This is a genomic window from Arcicella rosea (assembly GCF_014204325.1).
In the GTDB taxonomy this organism is placed as follows: Bacteria; Bacteroidota; Bacteroidia; order Cytophagales; family Spirosomataceae; genus Arcicella; species Arcicella rosea_A.
Window position 1 is genome coordinate 1 of sequence record NZ_JACHKT010000053.1, and the last position, 18,943, is coordinate 18,943.

General features: G+C 33.0%; 16 protein-coding genes. 8 read left to right on the plus strand and 8 right to left on the minus strand.

Annotated elements, in window-relative coordinates:
- Positions 1–76: 76 nt before the first annotated feature.
- The 3 genes from HNP25_RS20980 to HNP25_RS20990 all read right to left on the minus strand — a co-directional run bounded on the left by HNP25_RS20980 (position 77) and on the right by HNP25_RS20990 (position 3,453).
- Positions 77–691: a DUF3226 domain-containing protein gene (locus HNP25_RS20980; protein ID WP_184137626.1), complete on the minus strand. Its 615-nt coding sequence runs from the start codon at positions 689–691 to the stop codon at positions 77–79.
- Complete coding sequence (locus tag HNP25_RS20985; protein ID WP_184137628.1) at positions 688–1,785, minus strand: AAA family ATPase; 1,098 nt, start codon at positions 1,783–1,785, stop codon at positions 688–690. The genes HNP25_RS20980 and HNP25_RS20985 overlap by 4 nt, the downstream gene beginning before the upstream one ends.
- Positions 1,786–1,896: 111 nt before the next feature.
- Positions 1,897–3,453, minus strand: coding sequence for an acyl-CoA carboxylase subunit beta (locus HNP25_RS20990; protein ID WP_184137630.1), 1,557 nt, complete (start codon positions 3,451–3,453; stop codon positions 1,897–1,899).
- A gap of 303 nt (positions 3,454–3,756) precedes the next feature.
- On the opposite strand from HNP25_RS20990, the gene porQ reads away from it, so the two are divergent.
- Positions 3,757–4,791, plus strand: coding sequence for a type IX secretion system protein PorQ (gene porQ, locus HNP25_RS20995; RefSeq protein ID WP_184137632.1), 1,035 nt, complete (start codon positions 3,757–3,759; stop codon positions 4,789–4,791).
- A gap of 54 nt (positions 4,792–4,845) precedes the next feature.
- Entirely contained in the window at positions 4,846–6,237 is a 1,392-nt protein-coding gene (gene hslU / locus HNP25_RS21000) for an ATP-dependent protease ATPase subunit HslU (RefSeq protein ID WP_184137634.1), read from the plus strand.
- 321 nt (positions 6,238–6,558) lie between these two features.
- Here hslU and hisB read toward each other — a convergent pair whose 3' ends face one another.
- Positions 6,559–7,680: a bifunctional histidinol-phosphatase/imidazoleglycerol-phosphate dehydratase HisB gene (gene hisB, locus HNP25_RS21005; RefSeq protein WP_184137636.1), complete on the minus strand. Its 1,122-nt coding sequence runs from the start codon at positions 7,678–7,680 to the stop codon at positions 6,559–6,561.
- A 297-nt stretch (positions 7,681–7,977) separates the two neighbouring features.
- Between hisB and HNP25_RS21010 the strand changes: the two genes are divergently transcribed.
- Positions 7,978–9,321 carry a DUF937 domain-containing protein gene (locus HNP25_RS21010; protein ID WP_184137637.1) on the plus strand — a complete coding sequence of 448 codons (1,344 nt, stop codon included), beginning with the start codon at positions 7,978–7,980 and terminating at the stop codon, positions 9,319–9,321.
- A gap of 41 nt (positions 9,322–9,362) precedes the next feature.
- Here the strand turns inward: HNP25_RS21010 and accC are convergent, their stop codons facing one another.
- Complete coding sequence (accC, locus tag HNP25_RS21015) at positions 9,363–10,868, minus strand: acetyl-CoA carboxylase biotin carboxylase subunit (protein ID WP_184137639.1); 1,506 nt, start codon at positions 10,866–10,868, stop codon at positions 9,363–9,365.
- A 674-nt stretch (positions 10,869–11,542) separates the two neighbouring features.
- Here accC and HNP25_RS21020 point away from each other — a divergent pair.
- Positions 11,543–13,879 carry an LruC domain-containing protein gene (locus HNP25_RS21020; RefSeq protein WP_184137641.1) on the plus strand — a complete coding sequence of 779 codons (2,337 nt, stop codon included), beginning with the start codon at positions 11,543–11,545 and terminating at the stop codon, positions 13,877–13,879.
- Positions 13,880–13,949: 70 nt separating this feature from the next.
- Here HNP25_RS21020 and HNP25_RS21025 read toward each other — a convergent pair whose 3' ends face one another.
- The gene (locus tag HNP25_RS21025; protein WP_221432526.1) at positions 13,950–14,318 is read right to left on the minus strand and encodes a hypothetical protein; all 369 of its coding nucleotides are present in this window, start codon (positions 14,316–14,318) and stop codon (positions 13,950–13,952) included.
- Positions 14,319–14,690: 372 nt separating this feature from the next.
- Here HNP25_RS21025 and HNP25_RS21030 point away from each other — a divergent pair, with 372 nt between their 5' ends.
- Together HNP25_RS21030 and HNP25_RS21035 are read left to right on the plus strand one after the other, a co-directional pair.
- Entirely contained in the window at positions 14,691–15,968 is a 1,278-nt protein-coding gene (locus HNP25_RS21030; RefSeq protein WP_184137645.1) for an aminotransferase class I/II-fold pyridoxal phosphate-dependent enzyme, read from the plus strand.
- A gap of 150 nt (positions 15,969–16,118) precedes the next feature.
- Entirely contained in the window at positions 16,119–16,301 is a 183-nt protein-coding gene (locus HNP25_RS21035; protein ID WP_184137647.1) for a histone H1, read from the plus strand.
- Between the two features lie 62 nt (positions 16,302–16,363).
- Here HNP25_RS21035 and HNP25_RS21040 read toward each other — a convergent pair whose 3' ends face one another.
- Complete coding sequence (locus HNP25_RS21040; protein ID WP_184137649.1) at positions 16,364–16,768, minus strand: MaoC family dehydratase; 405 nt, start codon at positions 16,766–16,768, stop codon at positions 16,364–16,366.
- A gap of 190 nt (positions 16,769–16,958) precedes the next feature.
- On the minus strand, positions 16,959–17,387 hold the full coding sequence (locus tag HNP25_RS21045; RefSeq protein ID WP_184137651.1) for a YybH family protein: 429 nt from the start codon (positions 17,385–17,387) through the stop codon (positions 16,959–16,961).
- Positions 17,388–17,608: 221 nt separating this feature from the next.
- On the opposite strand from HNP25_RS21045, the gene HNP25_RS21050 reads away from it, so the two are divergent.
- Positions 17,609–18,460, plus strand: coding sequence for a diacylglycerol/lipid kinase family protein (locus HNP25_RS21050; protein ID WP_184137653.1), 852 nt, complete (start codon positions 17,609–17,611; stop codon positions 18,458–18,460).
- The gene (locus HNP25_RS21055) at positions 18,453–18,800 is read left to right on the plus strand and encodes a translation initiation factor (RefSeq protein ID WP_184137655.1); all 348 of its coding nucleotides are present in this window, start codon (positions 18,453–18,455) and stop codon (positions 18,798–18,800) included. The genes HNP25_RS21050 and HNP25_RS21055 overlap by 8 nt, the downstream gene beginning before the upstream one ends.
- Positions 18,801–18,943 lie beyond the last annotated feature (143 nt).

Here is an 18,943-nt window from a genome sequence, read left to right on the forward strand (position 1 = left end):
AAATCTTATGTAGTTGTATTTGCATATCTTATATGTTTTGAATACAAAAATATACATTAAAAGTCATCAGCCTAATTTAAGGATTGAGCCAAAATTTATCTAAAAATGTTTTTAAATTGTTGAGAGCAGGAGCTTTTAAATTCCAATGTACAGGATTTTGATATTCCCTTTCTGCTTCTTTGATTTTCTTTTTTTGATTTTTACTTTCACCTAAAAGTGCTTCTAAATAAGCATAAATTTTAGTTTTACAGGCTGGCGTGGTATAGCGTTTATCTTTATAAGAACGTAAACAATCTTCATAACCTCCCCAACAGTCAAAAATACCTTGATGCTCTGGATTGATGATTTGTTCAAGTAAAGTTTCTAAATCTCCGTCATCTTGGTTATTGGGAAGTAAAAAATAATCATCAATAGCATATTTTGTTTGATATTGGATAAATTTTGGATTCTCTTCGGCAAAATTATCTGCATCAAAAATGACAATATTGGCTATTTCATTGATTTCATTTTCCTTAAAAAGATTAGAGACTTTAGGAATTTTATCTTTACCATCAATAATTAAAATATCTGGATTAGCACTTTCGCTGCCAACCTTTCCAATTTGCAAGTCGATTTTATAAGTATTTGCAACAAAATCTTTTAAAAATTTGGCATCGGCAATGCCTTCTACAAAAATTTGAACCCTTTTCATCGTTGCCCTCCTCTCGTATTAGCACCAATACTTAATGCAAATTCAAACTGTTCAAAATCAAAAGTCACAGACTGTACTTCACCCTTAGCATTTTCTAACAGACTGATATTTCGGGCATCTTTTTGATACTCTTCCCCCAACTCCGACAAAGCCTCCACAAAATATCTTTGACACTCTAAACTATGTGTAGTAGCAAAAAGTTGAACATCAAATTGTTTACAGAGTGTAATGACTGTTTTCCAGAAATCTTTTAGACGAGAAAAATGAATACCATTTTCGATTTCATCAATCATAATGCGTTTATCTTCTCCACAACTTAATATGCCAATAATAATTCTGGCAAGTTTTACAACCCCATCACCAAATCGAGTAATAGGATAAATTTTATCATCTTCAAGTAAAACAATCCCTATACTTTCGCTATTGAAGTTACTGTGCAATCTGGTTTCTTCTAAATTTGGAATTAATATTCTGATTATATTATCAAATGCTTTTCGGATAGTTTTATCAGGATTAACATTTTGTGCATATTTCTTTACAAGTTGCTCGGAGTATCCTGTATTATTCGCTAAAAGATTAAAACTCTTTTTAGCTTGTGAAAGGTATCTTTGAGATAAACTAACCGTATTAATATGTTCAGAATTACTAAAAATTCTTAAAAGTTGTCCATCGCTGGTATCTATAAACTGATTGATAATAAAATCATTGTCAGTTTTATTAACTAAATCAAATTCTATTGGAGAAAACCCTATTTCTTTTTTGCTACTTTTACCTTTGAGTGAAAAACTACACTCTAAAGGCTTAGTTGAATCTTTTAAAATATTTTCCCAAGCCCCAATTTTAGATAAAATGCTTGAAATATCAGATATTTTAAAACTTTGTGAAGGAAATATTTTCCTAAGAATAAAGGCATTTGTTAATTTTACTAACCATTCATAAGTCTTTTCATCAAACAACAATCCTTCCAAAACACTCGTCTTTCCAACGTTATTATCACCTACCAAAAGGTTGAATTGTCCAAGGTTTTCCATTTCAAAAGAATCAAATCTTTTGAAGTTTTCTATTTTGAAATATGTTAAATGGTTTTCTCCCATGATTTTGTCTTTTTACAAAAATACAAAACCCCAAAGGTTTTTAAAGCCTTTGGGGATAAAAATCAGTTTTTGATTAAATATTCTGGAAAAAGAAAAGCTAAAGGCTCACAGCTACAAAGGAATATTTCCATGTTTCTTTCTCGGTAAGTTCATTACTTTGTTTTCTAACATTTTAAAAGCACGTATTAATTTTTGGCGAGTTTCTGATGGTTGAATTACTTCATCAATATAGCCACGATGTGCAGCTCTATATGGATTAGCAAATTTTTCAGTATAATCATCTACTTTTTCTTGTAGTTTTTCAACTGGATTTTCAGCTTCTGAAATTTCTCTTTTGAAAATAATTTCTGCTGCTCCTTTTGCTCCCATCACGGCAATTTCTGCTGTTGGCCAAGCGTAATTCATGTCTGCCCCGATGTGTTTCGAGTTCATTACATCGTAAGCTCCGCCGTAAGCTTTACGAGTAATTACGGTAATTCTTGGCACGGTTGCTTCGCAGAACGCATATAATAATTTTGCTCCGTGTGTAATAATACCGCCCCATTCTTGGTTTGTGCCGGGCATAAAGCCGGGAACATCTTCTAAAACTAACAAAGGAATATTAAAACAATCGCAGAAACGGACAAATCTTGCGGCTTTCTGACTTGCCTGAATATCCAAAACTCCAGCCATCACCGCTGGCTGATTCGCAACAATCCCAATACTTCTGCCTGCCAAACGTGCAAAACCTACCACAATATTTTCTGCATAATTTTTATGTACCTCTAAAAACGAATCTGAATCTGAAATATGTTCAATTACTTCTTTAATATCATAAGGTTGATTAGGATTTTCAGGAATGATACTATTTAACTCTTTACGTTCTTCGTTACTAGCTTCATAAGGCAAAGCAGGAGCTTGGTCTTCGCAGTTTTGTGGAACATAAGAAAGTATTTTTTTGATGTCGTTGATACAAGTAACTTCGTTGGCACAGGAAAAATGTGTAACTCCAGATTTAGTAGAGTGGGTAGAAGCACCTCCTAATTCTTCAGAAGTAACCACTTCATGTGTTACTGTTCTTACTACATTTGGTCCTGTTACAAACATGTAAGAAGTATTTTCAACCATCAAAACGAAGTCTGTAATGGCTGGCGAATAGACTGCACCACCCGCACAAGGGCCCATAATGGCAGAAATCTGTGGAATTACGCCCGAAGCTAAAGTATTTTTATAGAAAATGTCTGCATAACCAGCCAATGAAGTAACGCCTTCTTGAATTCTTGCTCCACCAGAATCATTCAAACCAATAATTGGTGCGCCATTTTTCATGGCTAAATCCATTATTTTACAAATTTTTTCGGCATGACTTTCAGACAATGCTCCGCCAAATACAGTGAAATCTTGGGCAAAAACATACACTAATCGTCCGTTTACGGTTCCATAGCCTGTCACAACACCATCGCCCAAATAATATTCTTTATCTAAACCAAAATCCTTACAGCGGTGCATGACGAATTTTCCAATTTCTTCAAAACTACCTTCATCTAATAATAAAGTAATTCTTTCACGAGCTGTTAACTTGCCTTTTTTGTGTTGAACTTCAATGCGTTTTTCTCCACCACCCAATAAAGCTTCTGTATTTTTTTTTGCTAATTCATCAAATTTTGCTTGATTGCCACCTGTATTCATTTCCGATGATTTTGTTCTAAATGGTTCTGTTTGAATTCTTATCAAAGATATAATTCAAGAATCAAATACCTGCAAAAATGATATAGTTTCTTGATTTTGTATATTTTTGGCTTTGCTAATTTTATAGTTAAAATATTGAATACTATTTCTCTAAAATTACTTCTTAATTAAGATAAATAAATGGACAAATTTAGATTGAATTGTACACTTGAATCGTTTTCTACAAAATGTCTTTTATTCAAATTATAGTATGCTCAAATTAAACTAATTTTGGGTTTGAAAGACAAAATCGATTCATTCAGCATGGCAAAAAAATACTATTGGATTTTTTTTACGATATTTTTTCTACAAATCGCAAAGCAAGGGTTTTGTCAAATTGGAGGAAATGGAAGTTTTAGCTTCTTAAATATTCCTAGCAATCCTGTTAATTTAGCTTTGGGTGGCGTTAATGTTTCTAGTTCAGAAAAAGATGTTAACGTACTTTTTCAAAATCCATCACTTTTAGATAGTAGTTTACATAATCTTTTAGCCGTAAATTATACTCCTTATTTCTCAGGAATTAATTATACTACGGCAGCTTATGCCAGAAACTTCAAAGAAAATATTATTGCTTTGGGTGTTCAATCTATTAACTATGGAAACTTCCAATTGACGGATGCTTCAGGAAATGTTCTTGGACAATTTGCAGCGAATGATGTAGCAATAACTTTGTCGAGTGCTCGTACTCAGGGAAATATAACATTTGGTGGAAGTTTAAAATTTGCATCCTCCGTCATAGAAAGTTATTCATCGGTAGCCTTACTTATGGATTTTGGTGCTATATTTAAGCATCCAACGCAAGCTTTAACGATTGGTTTCACTGTGAAAAATGTTGGAGTAGCTCTAAAATCTTATACTCCTTTTGATAAAACCGATTTACCTTTTGATGTACAAGCTGGAATTACTTTTAAACCTAAATACATGCCAGTGCGTTTCTCTTTTACGGCTCATCATTTGTATCAATACGATATTTCATATTTGGATAAAAGTATTATCAAAAAAGATTTGAATGGTAATGTTATCGAAAATAAAGTAAGTCCGATAGATAATTTTGCAAGACATTTTGTTATCGGAACAGAGCTTTTACTGAGTAAAAATTTTCATGCCTTAATTGGTTATAATCATTTAAGAAGTGCAGAATTAAGCCAACAAAACATCAGTGGTTTCTCTGGATTTTCGCTTGGTTTTTTGATTCGGACTAAATTATTTAATCTTTCCTATGGGTATTCAGGCTATAATACTGCGGGAAATTTGAATAGTTTTGGTTTAGTTTGTGATTTAAACAGAATAATAAAATAAAATTTACTGACCTAGCAAAATTGTGTTCACGCAAATTTGTGGAACGTTTAAAAGATGGCAAATTTAGATTCATTAACTCCTAAACAAATTGTCGCTGAACTCGACAAATACATTATTGGGCAGAAAGATGCCAAGAAAAATGTAGCAATTGCACTTCGAAATCGTTGGAGACGAATGAATGCTCCAGAAGAAATGCAAAAAGAAATTACACCAAATAATATTTTAATGATTGGTTCTACTGGTGTTGGGAAAACCGAAATCGCTCGCAGATTAGCTAAATTAGCAGATGCTCCATTTACAAAAGTGGAAGCTTCTAAATTTACAGAAGTGGGTTATGTTGGGCGAGATGTAGAATCAATGGTTAGAGATTTGGTAGAATCGGCAGTTCATTTGGTGCAAACAGCCAAGAAAGAAGAAGTAAAAGAGAAGGCTTCCGAAATCGTTGAGGAAATTATTGTGGAAGCACTTGTTCCATCGATGGGAAAGACTGGTAAAAAGAAAAAACAAGAAAAAATTGGCTTTGATAATGAAGTACCAGAATCTGACGAAGAACTCAACCAAAGAACCAGAGAGCTTTTTCGTGAAAAACTAAGAAGAGGCGAATTAGAAAACCGCAAGATTGATATTGCTGTTAGAAGTACTAATTCTCCAAATATTGGTGTGATGGGTGGCCCAATAGATGAAATGTCGATGATGAATATTTCTGAAATGATTGGCGGAATGTTACCAAAAAAAGAGAAAAAGCGAAAAATGACGATAGCCGATGCTCGAAAAGTACTGTTGGAAGAAGAATCTGCAAAGCTGATTGACATGGATGAAGTAAAAGAGGAGGCAATCAGAAAAGCGGAGAATTTAGGAATTATTTTTATTGATGAAATTGATAAAATTGCCTCTTCAAGAAGTGGCGGTGGTGGTCCAGATGTAAGTCGTGAAGGAGTACAAAGGGATATGCTTCCGATTGTTGAGGGTTCAACAGTAAATACAAAATATGGTGTGATTAATACCGACCACGTTTTGTTTATTGCAGCAGGCGCTTTCCATGTTTCAAAACCAAGCGATTTAATTCCTGAATTACAAGGGCGTTTCCCAATTAGAGTAGAGTTACAAAGCTTAAAAGAGGAGGATTTTTATAGAATTTTGAAAGAGCCAAGAAGTGCACTCACAAAACAATATATTTCATTATTACAATCTGAAGGCGTAGAGTTATCATTTGAAGATGACGCTTTGGCTGAAATTGCCAGAATTGCTTTCGCTGTCAATTCAGAGGTTGAAAACATTGGAGCTAGACGTTTACAAACAGTAATGTCACATTTATTAAATGATATTATGTTTGATATTCCTGATGTAATTATGCCAAATGAAAAAATTGTCATTGGAAAAGATTTAGTTGTTGAGCGTTTGGGTGGAATGGTTAAGAACAGAGATTTAAGTCAGTATATTTTATAAAATAGTTTAATCAGAAATAAAAAAGAGCTTCTCGAAAATTTTCGAGAAGCTCTTTTTTATTTCAAACATTTAGAAAAATCAGGGCTAATTACTTACCTCTTTCGTTATAGATGTTTTGTAATTTGATAGCTACAATTGCTGAAGCACCCATTAGAACGATAAAGAAAGCCCAAGTTAATACTGTTCCAGACATTTTTATATGATTTTGAAGGTTCAATTATTCTATTTAATCTTACCACAAAGGTAAGTAAGAAATGTTAAAAATGGATTAATAGGAATTAATTCTTTGGTTAAATTCCAATACAAAATAAATGTGACGATTTATAAAACCCCTTTTGTTGAAGGAAGAATGTCTAAATCTTTGATTTCTCTTTTCGTTGCCATTTTGATTGCTTTTGCAAAAGCTTTAAAAATCGCTTCGATTTTATGGTGTTCGTTATCAGCTTCTGCCTTAATGTTTAGATTACATTTCGCTGTATCAGTAAACGATTTGAAAAAGTGGAAGAACATTTCGGTTGGCATTTCTCCAATTTTTTCACGAGAGAATTTTGCATCCCAAACCATCCAATTTCTACCAGAGAAATCAATCGCTGCATGAACCAAAGCTTCATCCATTGGCAATAAATAAAAGCCATAACGAGTAATCCCCTTTTTATCACCCAAAGCTTTTAAATATGCTTCGCCTAAAGCTAAAGCAGTATCTTCAATTGTATGATGTTCGTCGATATGCAAATCTCCATTTACTTTGATGGTTAAATCAGCACCAGAATGTTTAGCCAATTGGTCTAACATGTGGTCGAAAAAGCCCAAACCTGTATCAATATTTGATTTTCCTTTTCCGTCTAAATTCACAGTTACCCAAATTTGTGTTTCTTTGGTTATGCGTTCTATACTCCCGATACGTTCTGGCAAACGAATAAATTGGTAAATTTCATCCCAATCTTTTGAATCCAAAGCAATGGCGTCAGCTAAGTTTTGGTCTTCAGGTTTATTATCACCCAAATAAATTGCTTTTGCCCCTAAATTGATGGCTAATTGAACGTCAGTAAGTCTATCGCCCAAAACAAACGAATTTTTTAAATCATAAACTGTAGCATCGAAATATTTTTCCAACATTCCTGTTCTTGGCTTGCGAGTATGAGCATTTTCATGTTCGAAAGTACGGTCGATGTGTATTTCGGCAAAATGAATATTTTCATTCTGTAAAGTTTCCATCATTTTGTTGTGTGCTGGCCAAAAAGTGTTTTCAGGAAAGGAGTCTGTTCCTAAACCATCTTGATTAGTCACCATCACTAATTCAAAGTCTGATTCTTCGGCTATTTTACGAAGATTTGAAATCGCTTTTGGAAGGAATGCCAATTTTTCTAGTGAATCTACTTGGAAATCTATTGGAGGTTCAGCGATAATAGTACCATCACGGTCAATAAACAATATTTTTTTCATGGAATATAACATGATTATAAAATCATGAATTTGAAATGGGAACTACAAAATTAGTACTACATTCCTAGAGTTTTATCACTTTTGTCAAATTTGCTTGATGTTTATTCTTTTGAATGTCTAATTTTTAAGTAAAAATTCCGTTTTAACTATTAAAATAGGAATTTGCTCAAAATAGAAATAGCTAAAAGTTGAGTACAAATTCTTAGGGAAGATTTGTTCTTGTAAATATTTTGAGTGTTTTTTGAGAATTAGGTTGTAATTTTGACTTAACATTAAAAGATTTTAAAAACAAAGAGTATGAATTTATTTGGAGAACTTAGAGAGTTGTTAGCAGGAGATATTTCATTCAAAATAGCCAGTATTACAGGAGAAAAAGAAGAGAAAGTGAAAGTGGCAATTGATGGTTTAATTCCTACTTTGGTTGGAGGTTTGATGAAAAGAGTCTCTAATGAAGCAGGAGCAACTACCTTAATGAATGTTATTCAAAGAGGTAAACATGATGGAAGTATTAACGAACGATTACAAGATTATTTAAGAGATAAAGAAAGTTTCACGCCACTTTTTGAACAAGGAAGTGCTTTAGTCAGTCAGGTTTTACCAGATAAAAAAAGTGCTATTGCTGCTTTGATTTCACAATTTGCAAGTATCCGCAACTCATCTGCTACTTCAATAATGGCTGTTGTTGCACCTATCGTGGTAGGTAAATTAGGTAAATTGGTCGTGAGCCAAGGCTTGGATAAAATTCATTTAGCTAATTATTTGCTTGATCAAAAAGTACATTTGATTGATGAAACGCCAGAGTCTCTTCAACCAAAGATGATTGATACGCTTGGAATTGCGGTTTTCATGAGTCAGGAAATAAAACCAATTCAGTTTGCTCCAGCAGCACCAATCAAATCTAATGCAGTGAATAATACTGTAGTGACTAAGCCAGAGAAAGAGTCAAAAATGACTTATTCTAATAAAAACTACGAAAGTGAATCAAGTGGCGGTTTGGGAAGTATTCCAAAATGGTTTTTGCCTTCAGTATTAATTGTAGCCGTTATTGCAGGTTTGGGGTATTTTGCTTTTACGTATGACTGGAAAAGTTTAAATACTTCATCCGACAGCATGGTGGATTCATCTGAAATGGAAGAAGTAACTGGTGCAATTATTGATACCACTAGTTTAGCGAAAGATTCTTCAACTGCCAAACTGGATACAACAGCTTTAAAAGCAGAAGAAAAAACAATCGCAGTAAATTTACCAAACGGACAGAAAATAGATTTAACTAATGGTTCATTTACCTATAATTTTGCTAGGTATTTGGCAGATTCATCTGCTACGGTAAACCGAGTTTTTACCTTTGATAATATCGGTTTTGAAGGAAACACTGGTGCATTAACAGCAGGTTCTGATAAAACAGTGATTGATTTAGCGAAAATTATGTCGGCTTATCCAAAATCACAAATTAAGCTAACGGCCTATATTGATAATATGGGCGATTCACTTCAAAGCAAACGATTAGGCTCAAGACGTGCAGCAGCCATCAGAAATATATTAATAGGAAATGGTATTAATGCAATTAGAATAGACTTTATGGGTATCGTTCTAAGAAACGCAAGTAATAAAGGAGTAGAGTTAAAAGTAGTTAAGAAATAAAAAATTAGAGGCTAATGTTTTAAACGTTAGCCTCTAATTTTTTAACGATAAGTCAAACGATTTACTTTCCAATTACTACTTTCTACAATCGGTGAATTCGTAATTACTGTAGGATTATTTTTTTTATTTTCAATCAAGAAGTTTGCTAAAGCAGCTGCTAATAATTCCTCTTCAGCATCAGGTAATTCATCCAATAATTCTGGAGAGTAATACAAACTGATAAATCTAGTATCAAAATTTCCAGATATAAATGCTTCGTGTTGCATGACAAATTTACAAAATGGTAAAGTTGTCTGAATTCCTGAAATTTTGAATTCATCAATTGCTCTAATCATTTTGGCAATTGCTTCCTCTCTATTTTTTCCATAAGTAATCAATTTCGCTATCATTGGGTCATAAAAAATTGGAATAGCCATTCCTTCTTCAAAACCATCATCTACTCTAACTCCATTTCCTTCTGGTCGAACATAAGTATTTAGCGTGCCAACATCTGGTAAGAAATTATTTCTTGGATCTTCAGCACATACTCTTATTTCTATTGCATGTCCTTGAATATGAATATCTTCTTGTTTAAAAGAAATACATTCTCCTTCAGCAATTCTAATCATTTCTTTTACCAAGTCAATTCCTGTAATGAGTTCAGTGACAGGATGTTCAACTTGCAAGCGTGTATTCATTTCTAGAAAATAAAAATCTAGTTTTTCATCTACGATAAATTCTACAGTACCTGCACCATAATAATTACAAGCTTTTGCTACATCAACGGCACAACGCCCCATTGCTTCACGAATTTCTGGTGTTAAAACAGCTGATGGAGCTTCTTCAACTACTTTTTGATGACGACGCTGGATGGAACATTCTCTTTCAAATAAATGGACAACGTTTCCATGTTGGTCGCCTAATACTTGTATTTCTATATGTTTGGGTGCGGTGATATATTTTTCAATAAAAACAGATCCATTTCCGAAAGAAGTTATGGCTTCCGAAACAGCTCTGTCCATTTGTTCATCAAAATCATCTTCATTTTCTACAACACGCATTCCTTTTCCACCACCACCAGCTGATGCTTTGATAAGTACAGGATAACCAATTTCTAATGATTTTTCTTTAGCGATGGCTCTGTCGGTTACGGCATCAGGCGTACCTGGAACCATAGGAATGTTGTATTTTGCTACTGTATGTTTCGATGTTAATTTATCACCCATTAATTCAATACTTTCTGGAGAAGGACCTATGAAGATTAATCCAGCTTCAATTACTTTTCTACAGAAAGTGGCATTTTCAGAAAGAAAACCATAGCCAGGATGAATAGCATCAACATGAAGATTTTTACAAATTTCTATGATTTTATCACCTAAAAGATAAGATTGATTTGAAGGGGGAGGGCCGATACAAACTGCTTCATCAGCAAAACGAACATGTGGTGAATTTCTGTCTGCTTCAGAGAAAATGGCTACAGTTTGAATACCTAATTCTTTGGCTGTACGCATGATGCGTAAAGCTATTTCCCCACGATTGGCGATAAGAATTTTATTGATTTTTGGCATATAATATCTCTGGATGGTTTTACGGTTTTGTTGAACAAAGGTAAAAGACAATATTAAATCTATAGATTTTTTTTAATTTTTTCTGGTAAATATGATATATTTATTGAAGACGAATTGTACATGCTAATTTTGAAATTAGCATTTTGGTTTACTGAATAAAAATGTTTAAAATAATGTTGTATTTTTTGTTGTATTTTTGGTATTATTGATTGTTGTTTTATTTTTGGTACAGATTTTGTCATTAAATTGATATGAAATAAACAAACTTGTTTTTGTGAATTTCTTTATTTTTGTGATTAATATGTTTTTTGTATTATTTTGATAATTTACTTTTTTTAGTGTTGAAAAATTGATGAGTGTTTTTATTGTCATTTAAGTGAAGATTTAAACATATGATAAATTTTAAAATATCTTTTTATCGTTTAATTTTTATTTAAATGCCTGAAAATAGATACTTTAACACAGATTATTTTTTGTCGATTTATAAACTACTAACGAAAATTAATTTATTTTTGCACGAAATATGTTTCTAAATCTATTGAGCTTTATAAAGTGATTTTATTAAGAAGCTAATCAGGTTATAAATAACATAAAAGTTAACATAGTTTAATCATTAATTACTAAACACAACAACACTTAAACGAAAGTCCTACACGTTCAGGGCGAAAATTAAAATGAGAACAAAATTTTTATCAATTGTACTTGGACTATCAGTTCTTGCATCATCTTGTACTTCTGAACTGATTGTTGATGCATCAAAAACGAATGACATCAATGGTCTTGTCGTTCCTGCTGGTTTTGAATGGAAAACATCAAGAGATGTAAACTTCAACATTTCAATAAGCGATATCCGTTTTAAAAGTGGACTTCATGTAGTATCTGTTTATGGTGCAAATCCAACAACAGGAGCAGTTGCACTTTCAAAAGGAACTGCGTCACTATCTTCTCCATTTTCAACGAAAATTTCAATTCCATCATCTGTTAAGGAAGTTTATTTCGTTAAAACTGCACCAGATGGTAGCAAAATAACACAAAAAGTGGCTCTTACAGATGCTTCTACCCTTGCTGTTTCACTAGGAGCAGTTTCTTCTGGAAGATTCGGTGTTTCTTCGGAATCAGGGATGTACGTAACTTCAGCTTCTTCTGAAACAAGTCCTGACTGTAGTACTGGATGTGATATGACAGTAAGTAGTGGAACAACAATTGACCTTGATTCAAAAACTGGTTCACAAACAATTTGTTTAACTGGTAGTAATTATAGCGTTAATTTCAATGCTAATTCATTGAACGGTGGTACTCTTCGTATTTGTGGTACTAACATCACACTTAATAATTTGAATTTTAATTCTGGTGCTAAATACACAGTAATTATTACTTCAAAAGGCTCAGCTAATTTTAGTAATGTAAACTGGAACTCTGCTGATGTAACTGTGAAAAACTTTGGTACATTAAATGTTTCTAGTAATCTTATCGTTGGAGGTACTTTACTAAATTACGGTGTTGTGAATGCTAATTCTGAATTGCAATCACGTTCTGGTTCAAGTATTGTTAATGATGGTCAAATTATTGTGAAAGGTTCAGCTTCATTAGACGGTGGGATGACTAATAATGCTGATATTACTTTCAATGGTGAAGTTAGATTAAACTCTTCAGGTCAGACGGTAACAAACAATGGCAAAATGACAGCAGTTGGTAATTTCATTATCAATAGTTCGACAACTTTGACAAACAATAGCTATATGACTGCTAATAGTATGCAAATAAATAGCTCAGGTATTTTGAATAACAAATGTCAGTTATTAATCAAAACAGATTTAGGTGTTGATAAAACTATCAATAACGATGGTTATATTTCTGTAGGTGGAAATACTCGTATCAATGGATCAGGTGTTGTAAATTTGTTCAATGGAGCAATGCTTGTAACTAATACACTGAATACTTATGACGGTAAAATTACTGGTACAGGTGCTAATTATTCTTTATTTAAAGTATTAACAGCAGCATCTAATACTATCAATAATGGTGGCGGACAAAAACTTACAGGTACTGTTCAGTTTTCAGAACCAAGTGATATTTTGAAATCAAGCTTTTTGGATGGAACCGCACAAAAAACAAAAGACGGTGGTATTTACATCCCTAAAACTGAATGTAGTGAAGGTAATGGTACATCACCAGTAACAAGTAATGATTCGGATAAAGATGGTGTAATAGATAGCGAAGATGCTTATCCAAATGATGGTACAAAAGCATTTAACAATTATACTGTAGCTTCTACAGTTGCTTTTGAAGATCAGTGGCCATCTGTTGGAGATTATGATTTGAATGATATTGTTCTTTCATTTACTTACAAGATTGTTACAAGTGCAGCAAATAAAGTTGTTCAAGTTAATGCAGACTACTCTCTAAAAGCAACTGGTGGTTCATATAACAATGGAGCTGGAATTCAGTTTAACATTCCAAGTGGAAATGCTAAAAACTTTACAGGTAACGTAGGTGCTGGAGCAGGATTAGAAGCAGGTCAAGATAGTGTTGTAGTACTTTTATTTACAAATGCTAGAAGTGAACAATCTTCATGGAACACTCGTCCTGAAGAATCTGTTGTAGCAGACAAAAACTATAGCTTTTCTTTTGACGTTGTTAATGGGCCGTCTATTGGTAACTTCGGTTTGGGTGCTTACAATCCTTTTATTTACAATAATTCACCAGCATTTGGTAGAGGTTACGAAACTCACTTATTTGGTAAGCAACCTACTAAACTAGTAAATAAAGGTTTATTTGGAACAAAAGATGATGCTTCAAATACGAATACATTTTATTCAACTGCCAAAAAATTACCTTGGGGAATATTAATTTCAACAGCTAACTTTAAATACCCTAAAGAAACTATAAAAATCACTGAAACTTATTTGAGATTTGCTGATTGGGCTTCATCAGGAGGTAAATCAAGTGTTGATTGGTATTCTAATACTTCTGAAGGATATAGAAACAATGCTAATATCTTTAATCCATAATTGATATTTAAGGATTAAACAAAAAGAGCTTCGAGGATATTCTCGAAGCTCTTTTTGTTATGTATTAATTTTACTCTTCTTCAAAATCCTCTCTATTAAACAAAGCCCTGAAAGTTTCAGACATAGCAATAAGGTCATGAACCTTATTTTTCGCTAATTTAAGTACTCTTGTTTCTTGACAATGTTGAATCCTTTTATCAAAATGATTCCACAGGTGAATCATATCATTCATATTTTCTGCAAAGCGGTTAATGATAAAGCGTTCAAATTTTGGTTTTTCTCCTTCTGCTAAATACAAAATGACATGGAAGCTTTCACCCACAAAAAACCAAGAGAGCTGACTTCTACTAAAGTCTTTTATCATGGCATTGTTATCAACCAAAAAGTCAATTATGTCAACTTCATTGCTTACTTCATATAATTTTTGCAAGTTTTTCATATCATTATTGTATTTTTTTAAGAAGATAGACTCTAAAAATTTTACAAATATTTGACTACTCTAAACATTAGCTGTAATGAATATAAGAATAACAATCGATATTTTAGTTGAAAATTGATTAGTTCTTGAAATATTACTAGAAAATATCAAGGAATTGTTGAATTCAAATGAAATAGCACTTAATGTTGGCACATTTTTGCAGAAAGAAAATAATACCTTAACTTTGTGATTATTTAAAGATTATAAAATGTTTTTCTCTTGAAATATATAATATTATTTAGACAGCGAAATATTTTGTAGTTGAGTTCAAAGAAAGTGTTTTTAATTTTCCTTGAAGACATATTTAGTTTTAATCATTAAACACAAAAAAAAGTGGATATTTTCGATAAAGTCAGCAAAGGTCTGGGACCTATCGGTGCCCATGCTCATTATTCTCATCATTACTTTACTTTTCCTAAATTAACAGGAGAATTAGGGCCAAGAATGACCTTCATGGGTAAAGAAATGTTAAACTGGTCATTAAACAATTACCTAGGTTTAGCGAATCACCCTGAAGTGCGTGAAGCTGATAATAAAGGGACTCAAGATTATGGTTTGGCTTATCCGATGGGAGCTAGAATGATGTCAGGTAATTCAGATTTACATGAAGAATTTGAAGCTCAATTGGCTGAATTTGTTGGAAAAGAAGATGCCTTTTTATTGAACTTTGGTTACCAAGGAGTAATGTCAGTGATTGAATGTATCTGCGACCGTAACGATGTTATTGTTTATGACGCTGAAGCTCACGCATGTTTGATTGATGGTATTCGTTTACACAAAGCTAAAATGGGTGATTATTATAAGTTTAATCACAACGACATGGATTCTTTGCGTAAAAACTTAGAAAGAGCTACTAAAAAAGTTGCTGAAACAGGAGGTGGTATTTTAGTAATTACTGAAGGTGTTTTCGGCATGTCGGGCAAAGTAGGTTCTTTGGATGAAATTGTGAAAATGAAAGAAGATTTCAATTTCAGAATTTTAGTGGATGATGCTCATGGTTTTGGAACAATGGGACCAAACGGAAGAGGTGTTCACGAAGCACTAAACTGTATTGATGGTATTGATTTATACTTCTCTACTTTCGCTAAATCAATGGCTGCAATCGGTGCTTTTGTTGCTGCGAGTAAAGAAATCGTTATGTTTTTGAAATATAACATGCGTTCACAAATCTATGCAAAAGCATTACCGATGCCTTTTGTAGTTGGTGGAATGAAACGTTTGGAATTAATCAAAAAACACCCAGAACTACGTGAAAAATTGTGGGAAAATGTAAGAGCTATTCAAGAAGGCTTTAGAGCAAAAGGATTTGATGTAGGTGAAACTACTTCACCAGTAACGCCAATCTTCTTGCATGGTGATTATGAACTTTCGCACGTTACTGCACTTGTACGTGATATGCGTGAAAATATGGGTGTATTTTGCTCAATCGTAACATATCCTGTTGTTCCTAAAGGTCAAATTATGTTGAGAATTATTCCTACAGCTTCACATACTTTAGAAGATGTAGCTTATACCTTAGATTGCTTCGAAAAAGTACAGCAACGCCTTCAAGACGGTACTTATCGCAGAATTGCTGAAGAATTCTTAGCTCAGCAAGCAGAATTAGCATAATTTATATAGGTTTTTGACTTATTTCGCTTAAAATTTGTTGCTTGGATTTGTAAGATGTAATAAAATAGCTATATTTCGGACACAAAAAATGCGTCTCAACGCTATTAAAGGCTTTTTCAACCAATTATCAACTTAAATCCAGTTTCTATTATGAACAGATTTGCAGAAGTGAAGGACTTAATTTTGTCCTTAGAAGGAGATTTCGAGAAATTTTATGACAAAGGCAATCAAGCTGCTGGTACTCGAGTTAGAGGTGGTATGCAAGAATTGAAAACGTTAGCTCAAGAAATCCGTACAGAAGTTCAAGAGATAAAAAACAATGCAGCGAAATAATGCTAAATAGTTAAGATTTTATAAAAAGGCTCAAAGTATTTTGAGCCTTTTTATTTTTTAGACTAAAATTCTTCTTTATTCATTATCAAAGCCGAACCGTCGGTAGTTTTCTTGCCAGTTTGAACATCAAAAATCTCCGTTGAAATTTCAGCTACATGCTTATCAGCATTGATAGACGTTACCGTAAATACAGCTTCATATTCATTATTTACAAACATTGGGCGTTTGTAGTCTGAAACTTGTTTTAAATAGACACTTCCGAAACCTGGAAATTCGGTTCCCATGATTTTTGAAAAAACACTTGAAGCCAATGCTCCGTGAATAATCGGACGCTTAAATGCTGTGGTTGCAGCAAATTCAGCATCAAGATGAAGAGGATTACTATCTCCAGATACTTTTGAAAATAAAATAACATCTTCTTGAGTAAAAGAAAACTTATGACGGTAAACAGTTCCGAGTTGAATCATTGTATAATTAATCTTTGTGATTTTACTTAAAATAAGGACAAAATTACAACAAATTCTCTCCAATTTTAAACCTTCACTTATTTCAAAAAAGTAATAAAGTGTTGATAATGGAATTTTGTTAATGTTGAAATTTATTCTAATTTAAAAATCTTGTAAATTTAAAAACTCACTTCTCATCGCTTAAAGCTATTTAAGATGAATGGTCAGCCACAATTACCCATTGTCCTTTTATTTTTCGCCAGAGTAAGGTATAGTGCCCGCCAATATCTCCTTTTTCAGGACGAGTTAAATGCCATTTTCCTACAACAAAGCAGGCATCTTTGGCAATGAAATTAACTTTGATAATATCGAATTTCAAAGTCCCCATTGTGGCTTTATCTGGATAATTTTTTCGATAACTTTCCAATGTTCCTTGGTAACCATATTTTACGCCACTTTTACCAATGTACATCAGTGAGTCTGAAACCCAATAGCCATTCATGAACTTTTCGACATCGCCATTATTCCATGCTTTGGTCTGAGTATCCAAAATATTCAGAATTATTTGGCGGTCTTTGTCCGTTTGAGCGAACACATTCAACGAGAAGAATGTTAATGAAAGCAAGAGTAATTTTTTCATCCCTTAATTTTTGTGTAAATTTGAATATATATATTAAATTCTTATTCAAATATAAGAATATGTTTAAATACTCTTGAAGAAGAGTTTGCTTCTTATGAAATTCAAAGAGTTTTACGAAAAATACAAAGATTATTATTTAGTTGATGGAATGATGTACTTGTCGTTCATAATTATGATAATATTGATGTTTATCTTTTTTAGCTGATATGGTTTGGTTTGTGATGAATCCTAAGTCGGGAACTACTACACCCGCACAAAAAAATAAAATTTCTATTCTGGTCGGAAAACAAGCAAATGCTAAACTGTTTTTTACGGAGTATAGTGGGCATGCCACAGAAATTGCCCAGCAAGCAGTTAGAGAAGGTATTGTTAAAATTGTTGCAGTTGGTGGAGATGGAACAGTGAATGAAGTAGCACGTGGTTTAGTAGGTTCAGAAACAGCTCTAGGAATCGTTCCAATTGGTTCAGGAAATGGTTTGGCTAGACATTTAAAGATTCCTTTAAAAATTGATAAAGCTATTCAATTTGCACTTTCTTCCAATGTATCATCAATTGATGTGTGTTTTTTGAATGAGATTCCTTTTTTTTGTACAGCAGGAGTAGGGTTTGATGCTTTTGTAGCGAATGAATTTGCACAGCAAGATTCAAGAGGCTTGAAGACTTATGCAAAGATGTCTTTAAAATCATTCAGAACGTATAAGCCAGAATCGTATCACCTTGAATCTCAGCAAAGTGTTGAAGTCAAAAATGCGTTTTCTATTACTTTTGCCAATGCAACGCAATATGGTAACAATGCGATGATTTCTCCAAAATCTAAAATTGATGATGGTTTAATCGAAATGGTTGTGCTGAAGCCTTTTCCATTTGGCGCTGCTCCGATTATTGGTGTTCGTTTATTCAGAGGAACTTTACCGAATTCAAGGTACATCGAAACAGCATCTGATACAGAATTTATTTTGAAAGCTGAAGAAGATTTATTGATACATTACGATGGAGAACCTTTACAATTATCAACGAATGTTTTAAAAATTACCTTGAAACCCAAAGCTTTAAAAGTAATTGGTTATGTCTAAAAATAAAAAAGTACCCGTTGGAGTTGTATTTTCGACCAATCCAGATTTTGATTTTGCTTTTGAAAATGATGGAGAAGTAACAACACTAGAACCCAACAAACAGAACTTGAAAGTTCAATTAGATAAAAAAGCTCGTGCTGGGAAACAAGTAACGCTCATTGCTGGCTTTGTTGGGAGTAACGATGATTTAGAGATTTTGTCGAAAAAACTAAAAAATCTTTGTGGATGTGGCGGTTCTGCTAAAAATGGCGAGATTTTAATTCAAGGAGATTTTAGAGATAAAATTTTAACTTTCTTAACTACGGCAGGATATAAAGCTAAGAAAGTGGGAGGCAACTGAGTGAGGAGTTTTGAGTTTGGAATGATGAATATTGGCTTTCCTTTATTGTTATAATCATCTAATTATCAATATATTACAAATGAAATAACCCCGAAAAAGTGTCAATATTGGCAATTTTCGGGGTTTTTCTGTATTTTGTTTCT

Coding starts and splice junctions, on each gene's coding strand:
- HNP25_RS21045 (WP_184137651.1), bottom strand. CDS start 17,387: ATGAAAAAATTACTCTTGCTTTCATTAACATTCTTCTCGTTGAATGTG.
- HNP25_RS21010 (WP_184137637.1), top strand. CDS start 7,978: ATGAATTTATTTGGAGAACTTAGAGAGTTGTTAGCAGGAGATATTTCA.
- HNP25_RS21035 (WP_184137647.1), top strand. CDS start 16,119: ATGAACAGATTTGCAGAAGTGAAGGACTTAATTTTGTCCTTAGAAGGA.
- porQ (WP_184137632.1), top strand. CDS start 3,757: ATGGCAAAAAAATACTATTGGATTTTTTTTACGATATTTTTTCTACAA.
- HNP25_RS20985 (WP_184137628.1), bottom strand. CDS start 1,785: ATGGGAGAAAACCATTTAACATATTTCAAAATAGAAAACTTCAAAAGA.
- HNP25_RS21025 (WP_221432526.1), bottom strand. CDS start 14,318: ATGAAAAACTTGCAAAAATTATATGAAGTAAGCAATGAAGTTGACATA.
- hslU (WP_184137634.1), top strand. CDS start 4,846: ATGGCAAATTTAGATTCATTAACTCCTAAACAAATTGTCGCTGAACTC.
- HNP25_RS20980 (WP_184137626.1), bottom strand. CDS start 691: ATGAAAAGGGTTCAAATTTTTGTAGAAGGCATTGCCGATGCCAAATTT.
- HNP25_RS21055 (WP_184137655.1), top strand. CDS start 18,453: ATGTCTAAAAATAAAAAAGTACCCGTTGGAGTTGTATTTTCGACCAAT.
- hisB (WP_184137636.1), bottom strand. CDS start 7,680: ATGAAAAAAATATTGTTTATTGACCGTGATGGTACTATTATCGCTGAA.
- accC (WP_184137639.1), bottom strand. CDS start 10,868: ATGCCAAAAATCAATAAAATTCTTATCGCCAATCGTGGGGAAATAGCT.
- HNP25_RS21050 (WP_184137653.1), top strand. CDS start 17,609: ATGAATCCTAAGTCGGGAACTACTACACCCGCACAAAAAAATAAAATT.
- HNP25_RS21020 (WP_184137641.1), top strand. CDS start 11,543: ATGAGAACAAAATTTTTATCAATTGTACTTGGACTATCAGTTCTTGCA.
- HNP25_RS21040 (WP_184137649.1), bottom strand. CDS start 16,768: ATGATTCAACTCGGAACTGTTTACCGTCATAAGTTTTCTTTTACTCAA.
- HNP25_RS20990 (WP_184137630.1), bottom strand. CDS start 3,453: ATGAATACAGGTGGCAATCAAGCAAAATTTGATGAATTAGCAAAAAAA.